Annotated in this window: 12 protein-coding genes; 5 read left to right on the forward strand and 7 right to left on the reverse strand. The window is 62.1% G+C overall.

Annotated elements, in window-relative coordinates:
* Nucleotides 1-350 precede the first annotated feature (350 nt).
* The gene (locus tag I2G43_RS08000; RefSeq protein ID WP_195535756.1) at nucleotides 351-1037 is read left to right on the forward strand and encodes a DUF5710 domain-containing protein; all 687 of its coding nucleotides are present in this window, start codon (nucleotides 351-353) and stop codon (nucleotides 1035-1037) included.
* A 319-nt stretch (nucleotides 1038-1356) separates the two neighbouring features.
* On the opposite strand, the gene I2G43_RS08005 is transcribed toward I2G43_RS08000, so the two are convergent.
* Nucleotides 1357-1926 (reverse strand): hypothetical protein, encoded by a 570-nt coding sequence (locus I2G43_RS08005; protein WP_195535757.1) that lies wholly within the window; start codon nucleotides 1924-1926, stop codon nucleotides 1357-1359.
* An 11-nt stretch (nucleotides 1927-1937) separates the two neighbouring features.
* Between I2G43_RS08005 and I2G43_RS08010 the strand changes: the two genes are divergently transcribed.
* The 3 genes from I2G43_RS08010 to I2G43_RS08020 all read left to right on the forward strand — a co-directional run bounded on the left by I2G43_RS08010 (nucleotide 1938) and on the right by I2G43_RS08020 (nucleotide 6581).
* Nucleotides 1938-2429: a hypothetical protein gene (locus I2G43_RS08010; RefSeq protein ID WP_195535758.1), complete on the forward strand. Its 492-nt coding sequence runs from the start codon at nucleotides 1938-1940 to the stop codon at nucleotides 2427-2429.
* 393 nt (nucleotides 2430-2822) lie between these two features.
* Nucleotides 2823-5861, forward strand: coding sequence for an insulinase family protein (locus I2G43_RS08015; RefSeq protein WP_195535759.1), 3039 nt, complete (start codon nucleotides 2823-2825; stop codon nucleotides 5859-5861).
* A gap of 123 nt (nucleotides 5862-5984) precedes the next feature.
* The gene (locus tag I2G43_RS08020) at nucleotides 5985-6581 is read left to right on the forward strand and encodes a 5-formyltetrahydrofolate cyclo-ligase (RefSeq protein ID WP_195535760.1); all 597 of its coding nucleotides are present in this window, start codon (nucleotides 5985-5987) and stop codon (nucleotides 6579-6581) included.
* A 292-nt stretch (nucleotides 6582-6873) separates the two neighbouring features.
* Here the strand turns inward: I2G43_RS08020 and I2G43_RS08025 are convergent, their stop codons facing one another.
* The 3 genes from I2G43_RS08025 to metA all read right to left on the reverse strand — a co-directional run bounded on the left by I2G43_RS08025 (nucleotide 6874) and on the right by metA (nucleotide 9225).
* Entirely contained in the window at nucleotides 6874-7329 is a 456-nt protein-coding gene (locus I2G43_RS08025) for a hypothetical protein (RefSeq protein WP_195535761.1), read from the reverse strand.
* 7 nt (nucleotides 7330-7336) lie between these two features.
* Nucleotides 7337-7837, reverse strand: a complete 501-nt coding sequence (locus I2G43_RS08030) for a hypothetical protein (protein ID WP_195535762.1) — start codon at nucleotides 7835-7837, stop codon at nucleotides 7337-7339.
* 461 nt (nucleotides 7838-8298) lie between these two features.
* Nucleotides 8299-9225 (reverse strand): homoserine O-acetyltransferase MetA, encoded by a 927-nt coding sequence (metA, locus tag I2G43_RS08035; RefSeq protein ID WP_195535763.1) that lies wholly within the window; start codon nucleotides 9223-9225, stop codon nucleotides 8299-8301.
* Nucleotides 9226-9436: 211 nt separating this feature from the next.
* On the opposite strand from metA, the gene I2G43_RS08040 reads away from it, so the two are divergent.
* Nucleotides 9437-10414 (forward strand): L-lactate dehydrogenase, encoded by a 978-nt coding sequence (locus I2G43_RS08040; protein WP_195535764.1) that lies wholly within the window; start codon nucleotides 9437-9439, stop codon nucleotides 10412-10414.
* Nucleotides 10415-10623: 209 nt separating this feature from the next.
* On the opposite strand, the gene I2G43_RS08045 is transcribed toward I2G43_RS08040, so the two are convergent.
* From I2G43_RS08045 to I2G43_RS08055, 3 genes are all read right to left on the reverse strand, one after another.
* Complete coding sequence (locus I2G43_RS08045) at nucleotides 10624-11592, reverse strand: SIS domain-containing protein (RefSeq protein ID WP_195535765.1); 969 nt, start codon at nucleotides 11590-11592, stop codon at nucleotides 10624-10626.
* Nucleotides 11593-11736: 144 nt separating this feature from the next.
* Complete coding sequence (locus I2G43_RS08050; RefSeq protein ID WP_195535766.1) at nucleotides 11737-12501, reverse strand: GntR family transcriptional regulator; 765 nt, start codon at nucleotides 12499-12501, stop codon at nucleotides 11737-11739.
* A gap of 2 nt (nucleotides 12502-12503) precedes the next feature.
* Nucleotides 12504-14486, reverse strand: coding sequence for a RecQ family ATP-dependent DNA helicase (locus I2G43_RS08055; RefSeq protein WP_195535767.1), 1983 nt, complete (start codon nucleotides 14484-14486; stop codon nucleotides 12504-12506).
* Nucleotides 14487-14761: the final 275 nt, after the last annotated feature.

Below are 14761 nucleotides of genomic sequence, written 5' to 3' on the forward strand. Positions count from 1 at the left end.
TTCTAACGCCCACCAAATGTTCGCAGCTCAGAGGCTATGTCCTCTGGGCTGTTTTGTTTTATGTCGCTAAATCCGCTGGCAGTTCCAACCGTCATCGCAACGTAACATCAATTCACCTGACGAATGGCAGCCAAATATATTCAATACCCCAACATCAACAATAGCCAGGCACAAAACTGCGCCGCAAGCTGCTCCAACCGCCCAACTGGTCAAAAGCCGACCATCTACTTGCCAATTTATCTAACGGCGTAACCAAGCAGTCCGAGCCGCAGCTTCTCAGCAAAACGCCGCGATGTCTGCGCCCTGCGGTATCCTTGAGCCACTTGCACCTGCAGAACCAAGGAGCCGCCATGCGCACCGAGCTCGATGTTCCCTTTTCACGCAAAGAAGAAGCCAAGGCGCTGGGCGCCAAATGGGACCGGATCAAGAAGATCTGGTATGTACCCAGCGGCGTCAACCCCGAGCCCTTTGCCGAGTGGCTGCCCGGTGTTGACCGATCCGACCCCTCAGCGCCGTATATATATCTAGTACTGGGCAAGCGCGAGTGCTGGAAGTGTCACAAAGAGACCTCGGTCGCGGCCTTCGGCATTCCCTATCGAACCGATAGCGACGAGAGCATCGTCATCGCGCACGCGCCCAACGAAGCCGGGCACATTGCCATCGACACGGCCAACGCCAACGCACTCGCCATCGTGCCCGCTCTTGGCCGCGTGCCGGGCGAGATCCGCGACTACCTTCATAAGCGCTGCGGCTACAAGCCCGTAGGCGCGCGAGCCTCCAAAGCCCCGTCGCTCGGCAACACGTGCACCAGTTGCGACGCGCTGCAAGGCAGCCGCTATCTGTTCGAGGAGCCCTCGTCCCCGTTTGCCCTCACTGCCATCAACAAGCTGCCGACACTGGAGTTTGTACGCGTCGAAGTTGCCGGCGTCTTTGGCGTCCCGGCCACGCGCACCGACTTTGACCAGGCGCTCTTTACCTGGGCACGCGACCATCACACCGAGTTCCACAGGCAACTCGGTGAGGGGGTTTACTTATAGGGACAGAGATGCCTTCACAGCCAGCTCCTCCGCATCACCTATCCCTCGTCGCCGGCGTCATACACGATATCGAGGCCACAAACAGGGCATTTCTCCTGATACACCGGCATATGAACGCCTGTCCGTTTTCTCACTTCGTCGCTAAGTCTGTCGCACGCATCGATGAACCGAATGTCGAGGCACGGTATTTGCGAGCCGCAGCAAGGACAGGCGACGACAAACGACCCGCAATCAACTTCTACGCTCGGAAACATTTTGTTGTCTATAAGGGCGCACGGCAGTTTTCCGTACTTCCCCATCGCAATATCGCCTCGCCAGCTCACGTTCGCTCCCCTCTCGCTATACAAATCAGGAAGAGCATGCACCGGCAGGCGTGTGCGAGATTGCATCGCCACGCGATCCGATCAAACAGCACGATCGAAAAAGACCGCCAAAGCCAAATTTCATCGTCGGTCGCACCCTGTCCGGCAAACTCAATATCGACGGGTATGTGCTTCAGATAACTCATGTCGGGCGCAAAACGAGGGTCCGGTCCGCCTTTATGAACAGGACCGTGCAGAACAAACCATCCGTTTTCGGGCTCGAACCGCTCAACAAACGCAAGGCCGAGCACCTTATAGCCCACCTCGGTTGCAAATATGACTCCGACTGGAACGCCACATTCCATGCAGTTGAGCATTTTACGGTTGTAATTCTGGTCTCGAAAACCAACGGTACCCGGCGCTTGAACCGAGTACTTAATGACCCACGTACCATCGTCCAAATAGAGCGGAGGCACATTGTTGATGCTCTCGGCTTGCCGCTGGCGTGCTTGTACCCCGCTACCCCACTCCCCTGTATACTGATGTAGCACGTGTTTCATCCGGGCTTGTTGGGCCGGATTGTTCATGGGAGGGTCTTATGGCTGCTTCGAATCCGCCTAAGGGGAGCGTTTCTTCTTCGTCCATCAAGCCGGTTACGCGCAAGGCCGTGCGTTGCCAGCGCGAGGTCGCTTGGCTTGTCACGCAGGCGGCGGGCAAACTCGTGGCGAACACGGAAGACGTCAATGCTCCCACACCGAGCTTTGTGCTGGCAGCGGCGCTGGATCGAGTACGCCAGCTGGAACTCGCCGCACAAGAAGACGGCGGCCATCTTGGCTACCAAGACGCTATGGCGCCCGACCTGTTGACCTTTTGTCGCATGGCCAAGTTGCCCGCCGCGCCCAATGCGCTTTCAGACGTAGGCTACATGTTTACGCTTTCGGGCGCGGACCTTATCCGCGATATCTACGCATACTGCAGCGAGCTCGCCGAGCGCCACGTCTTTGGCACGGCTGAAGTCAAACCGGGAAATGTCATCAAGCTGGTTCTCAGGCTGTTCCTGATGGACGGACACGAGGCTGCGCAGGAATAAGTCGTCCGGCAGAGCCATTACCGATCCGGCGGTGACGCCTTGCCGTAGCCGTCACCGCACGAGCGAGGATTTTCGGACGGTCGGATATCGAGAGTGGATATTTGAACGGTTTTTGGGGCTTTTGCGGCAGATTCCGTCCAAATATCCACTCTCGATCGATAAGTGTCCGAAAATCCTCGCTCGTCCGTCCGAATATCCACTCTCGTTTGGCGAGTGTCCAATTTTCCACGCTCGCGCGTCCGGATATCCACGCTCGTGCGGCGGGCGAACCGCGAGTGATCGACGATCAGCCGGCATCGTCTCCAGTTCGCCGCAGTGCCGCGGCCCCATATGGGTATACTCTCGAGGATTCGACTCGATTCGCCCCCGCTGGGGCGTCAAAGGAGACTGCATATGCCCACCACCTCAACCGACCCGCGCGCCGCTGCCGCCGCGCTGCTAGTGCCCGGCACTACCTGCCACGGCTTTGCCGTCGAGCGCTGCGAGACCGTGCCCGAGCTCGACTCGGACGCCTATGTGCTGCGCCACACCGCCTCGGGCGCTCGCCTGCTGTACCTGGCATGCGACGACGAGAACAAGGCTTTTGCCATTGGCTTTAAGACGCCGCCGGCCGATTCTACCGGCGTGTTCCATATTCTCGAGCACTCGGTACTGTGCGGGTCGGCCAAGTTCCCCGTCAAGGAGCCGTTCGTCGACCTGATCAAGAGCTCCATGCAGACGTTTCTCAACGCCATGACCTACCCCGACAAAACCATCTACCCTGTCGCCACCACCAACGAGCAGGATCTGTACAACCTGATGGACGTGTATCTGGACGCGGTGTTCAACCCGGCCATCTATACCAAGCCCACCATTTTTGAGCAGGAGGGCTGGCACTACGAGCTGGACCTGCCGGAGAGCGTCGAGATCGAGGGCAGCGACAGCTCCGCGAGCCTGCGCGAGGGCACGCTGCGCTATAACGGCGTGGTGTTCAACGAGATGAAGGGCGCGCTGTCCGATCCCATGAGCGTGCTGGACGACGCCGTCAACGCCGCGCTCTATCCCGACACCGCCTATGCGCACGAAAGCGGCGGCGACCCGCGCGCGATTCCCGCGCTCACCTACGAGCAGTTCCTGGACACGCACGCGCGTCACTACAATCCTTCCAACTCCTACATCACGCTCTACGGTGACCTGGACGTGGACCGCGCACTGGCCTTTTTGGACGAGCGCTATCTGTCGCAGCCGAGTGCCGCGAGCCGCCGCATGGACGCTGCCGTCGCCGCCGGCGAGGACCCGTCCACGCTGGCGCCCAATCCGCTGGGCGTGCAGACGCCCGTGACCTGCGAGTACAAGCGCGTCGAGATGGCCACTACACCCGAGAACGCCCTGGTGGGCCTGGGTCTGGTGCTGGGCAGCGCGCTCGACCGCAAGCGCACGATCGCGGCGGATATCCTGTTTGAGGCACTGCTGGGCTCCAACGAAGCACCGGTTAAGAAGGCCATTCTGGCCGCCGGCCTGGGCGGCAACGTGGTGAGCTACACCGCGGCCGAGAGCCTGCAGCCCTACGAGCTCATCATGCTGCAAAACGCGCAGCCCGGCGTGGCGCGCGAGCTGCGTCGCATGTTCCAGAACGCCTGCCGCGACCTGTGCGAGCACGGCGTTCCGCGCGAGCGCCTGGAAGCCATCATCAGCAGCAACGAATACGATCTGCGCCAGCGCGACTACGGCATCGCCGACGGCGTGGCCATTGCGTGCGACGCGCTGAGCACCTGGCTCTACGATGACGACGCCGCGACGCTGGCACTCAAGTACGGCCCGGTGTACGAGGAGCTGCGAGGCGAGCTGGACGGCAGCTATTTTGAGGACCTGCTGCGCGAGCTGGTGCTGCAGAACGATCACATGGCGCTCGTCGAGCTGGTGCCGGTGGACGCCGCCGAGGGTTCGGAGGGTGCCGAGGCCATCGAGCTGGCAGCCAAGCGCGACGCCATGACCGATTCCGAGCTGGCCGACGTGGTCGAGCGCACGGCCGCGCTGCGTGCCGCGCAGGAAGCCGAGGACACGCCCGAGGACAAGGCCACGCTGCCGCGCCTGCGCGTGTCCGACATTGGCGAGGCGCGCCCCGAACCGTCACTGGTCGTGGACACGACCGCGCCCATCCCCTGTCTGCGCCACGACATCCCTACCAACCGCCTGGCCTACGCCATGCAGTATTTCGACCTGAGCTGCGTCGCGTTTGAGGACCTGCCCTATGTGACGCTGCTCTGCCGCCTGCTTAAGCAGCTGTCCACGCGCGAGCACTCGGCCGAGGAACTCGACAACTTGCTCGCTGGCAAGCTGGGCTTTTTGAGCTTTACGACCGAAGTCATGACCCAGCCCGACGTGGACGGCGTGCGCCCCTACCTGCTGGTGAGCGCCGGCGCCCTGTCCGAGAAGATTAATGCACTGGCGAGTCTGCCGCGCGAGGTATGGTCGAGCACGCTTTTGGCAGATGCCGACGCCGACCGCGTGCGCGACGTGCTCACGCAGATTCGCATTGGGCTTGAGCAGGGCTTTATCAACAACGGTCACTCGGCGGCGCTCGGTCGCGCGATGAGCTACAGCTCGCCTTCGGCCGTGGTGCGCGAGCAGCTTTCGGGCGTGGACTTCTACCTGTTCCTGCGCGATCTGCTCGACCACTTTGACGAGCGCCTGGACGACCTGCGCGCCAAGCTTGCCGAGCTGGCAGGCCGCATCTTTGTGGCCGATGGCTGCATGGCGAGCTTTACCGGCAGCGATGAGGACTTTGACGCGTACTGGGATGCCGCGGGCAACCTGGGGCTGGGTGCGGGCGATGGTGCCGGCCGCGACGCGCTCGTGGTGCCGGCGCCGTGCGACCGCCACGAGGCTTTTGTCATCCCCAGCGACATCTGCTTTGCGGCAAGCGCGTGCGACCCGCGTCGCCTGGGCATTGACGTGACAGGCACTTGGGCCGTGGCTGCCAACGCGCTCTCCTACGACTACCTGTGGAACGAGATCCGCGTGAAGGGCGGGGCGTACGGCTGCGGATTCCGCGCGGCAGGTGAGCGTCAGGCGGCGTTCTACACCTACCGCGACCCGGCGATCGATCCTTCGATTGAGCGCGTGGAGCGCGCGGGTGCATGGCTTGGCAGCTTTGAGCCCGACGAAGCCGCCTTTGAGGGCTTTATCGTGAGCTGCGTGAGCGGCATGGACGCGCCGGTGAAGCCGTACGCGCTCACCAAGCGCCGCAACACGACCTACCTGGCCGGGCTCGATCCGCATGCGCGCGAGGAGCGTCGCGCCCAGATGCTCGCCGCCACGCCCGGTGAGCTGCGCTCGCTCGGCACCGACGTGACGCGCATCGCAGCCGAGTCGCCCACCTGCGTCTTTGGCGGCCGAGACGTCATCGCCAAGAGCAACGCCGGCTTTAACGTCATCGACCTGCTCGGCTAGCCACAGCAAGCAAAACCACCACAAAGGGGACAGGCATCTTTGTGGTGGTTTCGACATTTGCCCAGATAAAACCTGCCAAAATAAACCTGTCCCTTTTTGGTAGGTTTGGGAGAGGGGGCTGGGATGGATAAGGCTGAGTTGCGGCGGGCGGTGATTGCTCGGCGCGATACTCTTGATTTGGACTTGCGGGCGGCGAAGTCTGCCGTTATCTGTGCGCAGCTTGTTGAGCTGTTGGAGCGCTCGGATTCGGCGACGCCGCGTACCGTCGCCGTCTATGCCGCCATGGGTTCCGAGGCAAACCCAGCCGCGTTTGCCGCCGCGGCCGCCAAACGCGGCTGGCGCGTAGCCTATCCGTGCATGCTCTCGGCAATTGATGCCACAGCTTGTGGCCAGCGCATGTGCATGAGGGCAGTTGCCGCCGACGATGCATCCACGACACCGTTTATCGCCCACCCCACGCAGGCCTTCGCGGCCACGGACATCGACAGCAGCCGCTTCCCTATCGTGCCCGCCGAAGCTCTCGACATGATCGTCGTGCCGCTCGTAGCCTTCGACCGCGCCGGCGCACGTCTGGGCTACGGCGGCGGTTGCTACGACCGCTACCTGTCCACGCTTTCGACCACATGTCAGATCATCGGCATCGCCTTTGACGAACAGCGCATCGGCCGCGTCCCCACCGACGCCCACGATCTGCCGCTGCCCAACATCATCAGCGTCTAACCGCTGGCGGGCTGCACCCCACAAAAATGAGCGTGGAAAATCTCCCACTTTGAGCCCCCTTACGAGCCAAAAACGGGAGATTATCCACGCTCATGTGCAAACGTCCGTTTTTCCACGCTCGTCCGTCCAGATTTCCACGCTCGTCCGTCCAGATTTCCACGCTCATTCGGCAAGCGTCCGAAAATCCACGCTCGTATGTCTGAAAATCCACGCTCAATCAATGCGCGTCCAGATTTCCGCGCTCGTGTGTCCGATTATCCACGCTCGTGCAGCTTAACGCCCCGCAACCGCCTCAACATGCACGCGGCACGCCGGCAACTTTGAGCTTGCGATCGAGCTTTGTCGGGTCCCTCAGATCATCCCAGCACAAGCGCACAATCTTACAGTTATCGAGCATCGAAAGCCTCGACTCGCGCTGGCGCTCGTCAAATTGCGCCTTTGCGAGCTTGCCCTCCTCCGCCGCCTTCTCGCTTTTAACGAATCCGTCAAATTCCCCGATGATCAGCCGATCTCCCACGCGCCACAAGTAGTCGACGCGATACGGCCGTCCCGGCTCAACCGGGTCGAACAGCTCAATTTGCAGCTCCGGCGTCTGCCAGCCGCGCTCGATCATCAGGGCGCGCGCCTTGGACTCGCCACCGCTTTCCGACAGGCCATCGGCATACCGTGCAACCCTGCGCGCCGTCACAACACCGCGACGATTTAAGCCGAGCTTGTCGACTGCCTCAACGAGATGCTCCTTCGACAACAGCTGCTCATGGAGCGCCGAGTCCGCAATGATCAGCCCCCTCGACAAACGACGCGTCGACCAGGCAATCCGTAATCGTTTGATCGATATCGGTCATGGCAATATCCATTTGACTGGCCCGCGTTCGATAAGCATAACGATGGCGAATGACCTGAGAGCCCGGCGTCGTCGATTGCGCCGGCATCGCGGCGATATGGATGTGCGTCAAATTGGCATGCGAAACCGAAAGACCATAGATAACAGCCGCCGTATAGGAGCAAAACGTCCAGTCGGGGTGCTTTTGCGCAAGCGCCCGCACCCGATGCAGATAACGTTGCCGAAACTTGAGCTCGGACCAGTATTCCGGACGCGCATACAACCCCGGCATGACCACCTCGAGACTTCCCGCCACCACCCGCCGCTCAATCTGCTTTGCCTCCGCCGTCGTGCGCGCGTACACGCAGCTCATCTGCTGCTCGCAAGCTTTAATGTGGCTTGTGAGTCTTTGATTCGCCGTCATGTTTGCCATGTCGCCTCCCAACTCTTGGAACGGCGCCAACGTACCAGGCGGTTTCATGCGAAGTCTGACCAAATGCCAACCAAAAGCTGACCAAATGCTTGACGGTTTTGAACGCTTTAGGTTAATGGCTTATATCTGCAGGTAGAACGGTTGTCGAGAGGTCCCTGTCTCCACATTTTGAGCCTCAAAAGCCACCGACTTCATTGAAAGAAAATATGCCGTGGATCAAAACTACCTAGTTTGCGATGCGGCCCGTATGTACTCGACGCATGATGCTGCCGCCGGTACAACAGCTGCAGAAAAATCGAGCGTGGAAAATCTCCCGCTTTGGGCCCCCTTACGAGCTAAAAACGGGAGATTATCCACGCTCATTCAACATGCGTCCGATTATCCACGCCCGTGTGTCCGATTATCCACGCTCGTCGCGTAGCGGCCACGATAACCGCCGCAGCCACAGCCACGACAGCGGCCTAGTGCTCTTCGCCGGCGCGAGCCAGGTCGTAGGGCGTGGTCTGGTAGACGTAGTAGTTGAGCCAGTTGGTATAGAGCAGCTGAGCCTGGCTGCGCCAGACGTTGCGCGGCTCGGCGGTGGGGTCGTCACCCGGGAAGTAATGCGCCGGCACCTGAGGGTTGAGCCCGCGCTTCACGTCGCGCTCGTACTCTAGGCGCAGCGTGTCGGTATCGTACTCGGGATGGCCAAAGACAAAGAAGCGGCGGCTGTCGGTCGACTTGACGATATACAGGCCCACCTCGTCGGACACGGCAACAACCTCGAGCTGCGGCTCGGCCTCCACGTCCTCGCGGCGCACGTCGGTGTTGCGCGAGTGCACGGCATAGAAGCGGTCGTCGAAGCCGCGCACCAGCGGGCTCTGCGGCTTCACCAGATGATGCTCAAACACGCCGCTCGCCTTAGCCGGCAAATCGTACTTCTGAATGCCGTAGTGGTGGTACAGGCCCGCCTGCGCGCCCCAGCAAATGTGCAGCGTGGAGTGCACGTGCGTGGTGGACCAGTCCATGATCTGGCAGAGCTCGGGCCAGTAGTCGACCTCTTCGAACGGCATCTGCTCCACCGGCGCGCCCGTGATGATCAGGCCGTCGTAGTGGATGTCGCGGATGTCGTCGAACGTGCGGTAGAACGTCTCCAGGTGGCCGGCGCTCACGTGCGTGGCCTCGTGCGTCTTGGTGCGCAGCAGGTCCACCTCCACCTGCAACGGCGTGTTGGAGAGCTTGCGCATGATCTGCGTCTCGGTGGCGATCTTGGTGGGCATGAGGTTGAGGATGAGCACGCGCAGCGGACGGATGTCCTGATGCAGCGCGCGGTACTCGGTCATGACAAAGATGTTCTCGCTCTCGAGCTGCGCGGCGGCAGGGAGGGCGTCGGGAATGCGAATGGGCATGGATGCTCCTTACGAGTCAGTTGCAGCTATGGTACAACGAGCGGCCCCATTCGCGCGAGCACATCGCCCAGCGATGCCGCCAGCGGCCCAAATCGCCGCAAAAGTAGAGATTAAGGCATGTCCCAAAAATCTAAGGCACTTTAGTCTAGCAAAGTGACGGCAGGACGCTACAATGTTTCAACGCGAAAAACTCGGCCGAAAGGATACTCATATGTACCAGACGCGTAAGATCGGTGTGGTCGGCCAGGGCCACGTAGGAGCACATGTCGCCAACAGCCTGCTTATGCAGGGCATTGCCGATGAGCTGTACCTGTGCGATATCAACGAGGCCAAGGTGACGTCCGAGGTTCAGGACCTGCGCGACTCCCTTTCGTTTGTCCCGTATAACACCAAGATCGTCAACTGCTACGACCACTACGAGGAGCTTGCCTGCTGCGACGTCATCGTCAACGCCGCCGGTAAGGTCGCGCTGGCCGCCGGCAGCCGCGATGGCGAGCTGTTCTTTACCACCGACGCCGCCCGCACCTTTGCCAAGCGCATCGTCGACGCCGGCTTCGACGGCATCTTCGTGAGCATCTCCAACCCCTGTGACGTCGTGTGCACCGAGCTGTGGCACCTGACCGGCTACGATCCCAAGAAGATCATCGGCTCGGGCTGTGGCCTGGATTCCGCCCGACTGCGCACCGAGATCTCCAAGAAGGTCGGCGTGAGCCCCAAGTCCATCGACGCCTACATGATCGGCGAGCACGGCTTTAGCCAGCTGGCCGCCTTTAAGGCCGCAACCATCGCCGGCAAGAGCCTCATCGAGCTTCAGGCCGAGAACCCCGACAAGTACGCCTTCGACCACATGGAGGTCGAGGAGCTCGCGCGCAAGGGCGGCTACGTGACCTACCAGGGCAAGCAGTGCACCGAGTACGCCGTCGCCAACTCCGCCGCGCGCGTCTGCGCCGCCGTGCTGCACAACGAGCACGCCGTGCTTTCCGCTTCCACGCTCATGACCGGCCAGTATGGCGAGGAAGGCATCTTCACCTCCCTGCCGTGCGTGATCGGCGCCGAGGGCGTCGAGGAGGTCTACACGCTCGACCTGTCCGAGCACGAGCTCGAGGGCTTCCACAAGAGCTGCCAGCACATCCGCGACAACATCGCCCAGCTCGACTGGTGGGACGCCGAGGCCTACGACGCAAAGTAGGCCGTAGCTGGTCTGGCCTCACATATCCAAGTGCCATGCAAAGCGGGCCGCGCCGGAAATCCCCGGCGCGGCCCGCTTTTTTGGCTCACGCAGCGCACTTGCAAATCCAAGGTGAATACTTTTCCAAACAAACCAAAAGGGGCGCCACAACGCAAAACGGGGCCTGCGCTTGGCGAAGGCCCCGTCGTGAGAGATTGTTCCTCGGAAAATTAGTACTGCTCGATGCCCATGTAGCGACGAACCTCGGGGCTGTGGTCGAAGACCTTGCCGCGGGCGGCGCGCAGCTCGCAGCTCATCGCATAGAAGAAGATCGGCTCCAGGAACGAACGCACGCTGGCGGGCACGTCGCCCACGCCGTACTCGAGCGCGTCGAGCACCATGATCGTGTCGGTGTGCGTGTTGAGGAACGCAAGCGCGCGCTCCTCCATGGGGCGGCACTCGCCCGCGCCGAGCTGCACAAAGTAGAACACGCCGGGCTCGGTGGCCTCGAAGGGGCCGTGGAAGTACTCGCCGGAGTGAATGTAGCAGCAGTGCTGCCACTGCATCTCCATAAGCGAGCAGATGGCCATGGCGTAGGTCTGGCTAAAGTTGGGGCCGGAACCCAGGATGTAGAAGAACTTGTGCTGCTGGCAAAGCTCGGCAAAGCGGGCGCCCAGCTCGGCGTTGACCTTCTCGCGGGCGGCGGGCAGCAGCGCGTCCATCTGCTTAAGGCCTTCGTACATGTCGGCAAGCGCCTCGTAGCCCTCCTGCTGATCGAGCAGCTCGGCGGCAATCAGAGCACCGATGCCCTGCGGTACCTCGGCCTGCGACACGCCCTCGCCCCAGGGGTAGACCCAGGTGGTCCACTTGCCGTTATCGATCTTGGAGCCCTCGCAGTCGGTCATGGCAACGACCTCGGCACCGGCGGCCAGCGCCATCTCGCAACCGTCAACAACCTCCTGCGTGTTGCCGCTGTGGCTGCAGGCGATGACGAGCGACTTCTCGCCGAGGCTCTTGGGGGCCATCAGGCAGAACTCACGCGCGGTGTAGACCGTCGAGGTAAACGTGGTGGCCTCGCGCTTGAGCAGCTCGTTAGCCGGCATCAGGTCGATCATCGAACCGCCGCAGGCGATCCAAAAGACATTCTCGACCTTGCCCTTGCGCTCGATAATTTCCTGAATCAGATCATGTGCGTTCATGCTGATGCTCCTCCTTGTGTGGTGGCTTTTGGTGACGGCTGCTCGTACCTGCGGTCGTTCTATGTTGTCCTATTTATAGCACGCAAGCTGTCGTGGGTGAAGTCATTTCGCCAAACTTGTTCTATGTTGTTCTATCTGTGGACGTTAGATGTCGAAGACGTAGCGCGAGCCCACAATCTTTTGGCGACCGAGCAACAGAGGGTGCCCACCGGCGTCGGTAAAGTAGGCCTCCATATAGAAGAGCGGCTCACCGACCGGCACCTCCAGCAGCGGGGCCGTTTGGGCATCGGCAAGCGCAATCTCCACGGTGCAGGGGTCGGACTTGAGCGGCGCGCGACCCGAATGCTCGGCAACGAGCGCAAAGATGGAATTGTCCGTGAGGTTCTTGTCGGCAAGCGTCTGCAGATAGGGATGGTCGGCGAGCACAAAGGCGTTGTTCTCAAGCATGACAGGGATGCCGTCGGCTGTGCGCACGCGTTCGACCACGATAAGCTCGCAGCCGGGCTCCACGCCAAAGAACGCCGCATCCTCGTGCGTCGCTGCGACCACCGTGCGCGACACCAGACGCGCACCCGGCACCATGTCGTTGGCAGCACAACCCTCAGTAAAGCTCTGGACGTCACCCTTCTGGCGAATCTTGCGCTTGAGCTTGGGAGCGCACACAAAGGTGCCCCTCCCCTGCTGGCGGTTGAGATACCCCGCACGCGACAGCTCCTCGATGGCGCGACGCACGGTGACGCGCCCCACGCCGTAGGACTTCGCGAGCTCCATCTCGGAAGGAATACGCGAGCCGGCCACGTACACGCCGCGCGCGATCTCGCCCTTTAGATCGTCCATGACCTGCTGGTACAGTGGCACGGCGGACACCTCGGCGCGCTCGGAACGTTCGGTCTTGCTATCGGCTACCATCGTTACGCTCCATCCCGCGCATGCTCGGACTCAAATTCTTCAATCGCCGCCATAAACTGCTCGCCAAAGGCGTCGGCCTTTTTCTCGCCAATGCCGTTGACCTGGATCAGCTCGTCGCGCGTCTGCGGGCGCAGGCGGCACAGGCCGCGCAGGGCCTTGTCGGAGAAGACCATGTACGGCGCCATCTCCAGCTCCGTCGAGATCTCCTTGCGGAGGGCACGCAGGCGCTCGAACAGCTCGGCATCGTCGCCCACGCGCGGGCGTTGATCCAGCTCGGCCTCCTCGCGCAGCAGATCCACCGCACGGCGGGCGCGGGCCGAGGCCTTGCGCTTGGACGCGCGACGCTTAACGGTAAAGGCAAACGCCTCATCCTCGACCTCGGTGGCACGCGGGCCCAGCCCCACGACCGGGTATTGCCCCTGCGAGGTGGCCAGGTAGCCGCGGCCGCACAGTTGGCCGATGATGTCCTTGATGCGCCCGACCGATTCGCTCGACAGCTCACCGTAGCCGCGGTCCTCGTCCAGATGCATCTGGCGAATGCGCTCGGTGTTGCCGCCGTGGAGCACATCGGCGATCAGCGACTTGCCAAAGCGCATGGGACGCGTGGCCACATAGCGCACAGCGGCGCGGGCCATATCGGTGACGTCTTCGACCTCGAACTGCGTCAGGCAGTTGCTGCAGTTGCCGCAGCCCTCGGCGTCGTCCGTGGCGGTGGCGCCCGCACCAGCCGCAGCAGCATGCTCGGCCGCGGCCTCGTCGCCAAAGTAGCGCAGCATGTATTCGCGCAGGCAGCCCGTGGTATTGCAGTAGCCCTCCATCTGGCTGAGCAGACGATATCGATTCTGGAGCGCCCACGCGCGCTGCTCATCGTCAAGCGCCTCGTCGGCCGCATCGCCGCGGTCGATCAAAAAGCGGCGCATGCGAAAATCGTTGCCGTTCCACAGCAGGTGGCAGCTGGCCGGGTCGCCATCGCGGCCGGCGCGGCCCGCCTCCTGGTAGTAGGCCTCGATGCTCTCGGGCACGTTGTTGTGGATCACGTAGCGCACGTTGGGCTTGTCGATGCCCATGCCAAAGGCGTTGGTGGCAACCATCACCTGGATGTCGTCGTCGATAAAGGCGCGCTGGCTTTGGCGGCGGGCGTCATTGCCCATGCCGGCATGGTAGCGGCCAACGCGAATGCCGCTGGGGCCCAGCGCTTCGGCAAGATCGCCTGCCAGCGCATCGACCGTCTTGCGGGTCGAGCAATACACGATGCCGCTCTCGCTCGAATGCGCGATCACGTAGTCGCGCACCCAGGCGGTCTTGGCCTTGTCGCCCATCTCTTCGCAACCAAAGTAGAGGTTCTTGCGATCGAAGCCCGTCACCACCGTCGCCGGGTTTTGCAGGCCGAGCATCTGCTGAATGTCCGTGCGCACGCGCTCGGTCGCCGTAGCGGTAAACGCCGCCACGATGGGGCGCTGCGGCAGGGAATCGATGAACTCACGAATCTGCAGATAGGCGGGGCGGAAATCCTGGCCCCATTGGCTCACGCAGTGGGCCTCGTCAATGGCCACGAGCGGCACGCCAATGCCGCCGTCCGCCGCGGCCTCCCGCGCAAAGGCCAAAAAACGCGGCTCGAGCAAGCGCTCGGGCGCCACGTACATAAGCTGGTAGCGGCCCTCGCGCGCTCGCTTGAGCACGGTGTTTTGCTGGGCCGGAGTAAGGCTGGAGTTGAGATAGCTGGGTCGCGCACCCGCCGCGAGCAACGCACGGGTCTGGTCCTCCATAAGCGACAGCAGCGGACTCACCACAAAGGTGATGCCGAGCAGCATGAGCGCGGGCACCTGGTAGCAAATGGACTTGCCGGCGCCCGTGGGCATAACACCCAGCGCATCGCGACCGGCAAGAATCGCATCGACCATGCGGTCCTGCCCCGGGCGAAACGAGGTGTAGCCAAAATAGGCGCCGAGCGTGTCGAGCGCCATCTGCTGCATGCTATCGGTCATGGTTTCCTAACGTCCAAGTCATCTGCCGCCGATTATACGCCGCCACGCGGACAGCAGCACACGGCCGCCGCCCAGACTAGTCGTTTAAGAACGCCCCCAACGGCTAAGGAGTGTCCCCAGGTGCCGGCAGAAAAGGAACGTCCCCAAGTGCCGGCCCGGCAACGCCGATGTTTTGGCGCGGACAGCGAAAGCCCGCCAGAGCGAGCAAGGTGCCTTGAAACGAGGCGGCATTGACCTTCTGGTCATGCCGCCGAAGTTGAAAGGCAGATTGCCGC

The organism is Collinsella aerofaciens, from assembly GCF_015557435.1.
GTDB classification, from domain to species: domain Bacteria; phylum Actinomycetota; class Coriobacteriia; order Coriobacteriales; family Coriobacteriaceae; genus Collinsella; species Collinsella aerofaciens_Z.

Excerpts from the sequence above, each read along its gene's own strand:
- I2G43_RS08000 (WP_195535756.1), top strand. The coding sequence starts at position 351 with ATGCGCACCGAGCTCGATGTTCCCTTTTCACGCAAAGAAGAAGCCAAG.
- I2G43_RS08005 (WP_195535757.1), bottom strand. The coding sequence starts at position 1,926 with ATGAACAATCCGGCCCAACAAGCCCGGATGAAACACGTGCTACATCAG.
- I2G43_RS08010 (WP_195535758.1), top strand. The coding sequence starts at position 1,938 with ATGGCTGCTTCGAATCCGCCTAAGGGGAGCGTTTCTTCTTCGTCCATC.
- I2G43_RS08015 (WP_195535759.1), top strand. The coding sequence starts at position 2,823 with ATGCCCACCACCTCAACCGACCCGCGCGCCGCTGCCGCCGCGCTGCTA.
- I2G43_RS08020 (WP_195535760.1), top strand. The coding sequence starts at position 5,985 with ATGGATAAGGCTGAGTTGCGGCGGGCGGTGATTGCTCGGCGCGATACT.
- I2G43_RS08030 (WP_195535762.1), bottom strand. The coding sequence starts at position 7,837 with ATGGCAAACATGACGGCGAATCAAAGACTCACAAGCCACATTAAAGCT.
- metA (WP_195535763.1), bottom strand. The coding sequence starts at position 9,225 with ATGCCCATTCGCATTCCCGACGCCCTCCCTGCCGCCGCGCAGCTCGAG.
- I2G43_RS08040 (WP_195535764.1), top strand. The coding sequence starts at position 9,437 with ATGTACCAGACGCGTAAGATCGGTGTGGTCGGCCAGGGCCACGTAGGA.
- I2G43_RS08045 (WP_195535765.1), bottom strand. The coding sequence starts at position 11,592 with ATGAACGCACATGATCTGATTCAGGAAATTATCGAGCGCAAGGGCAAG.
- I2G43_RS08050 (WP_195535766.1), bottom strand. The coding sequence starts at position 12,501 with ATGGTAGCCGATAGCAAGACCGAACGTTCCGAGCGCGCCGAGGTGTCC.
- I2G43_RS08055 (WP_195535767.1), bottom strand. The coding sequence starts at position 14,486 with ATGACCGATAGCATGCAGCAGATGGCGCTCGACACGCTCGGCGCCTAT.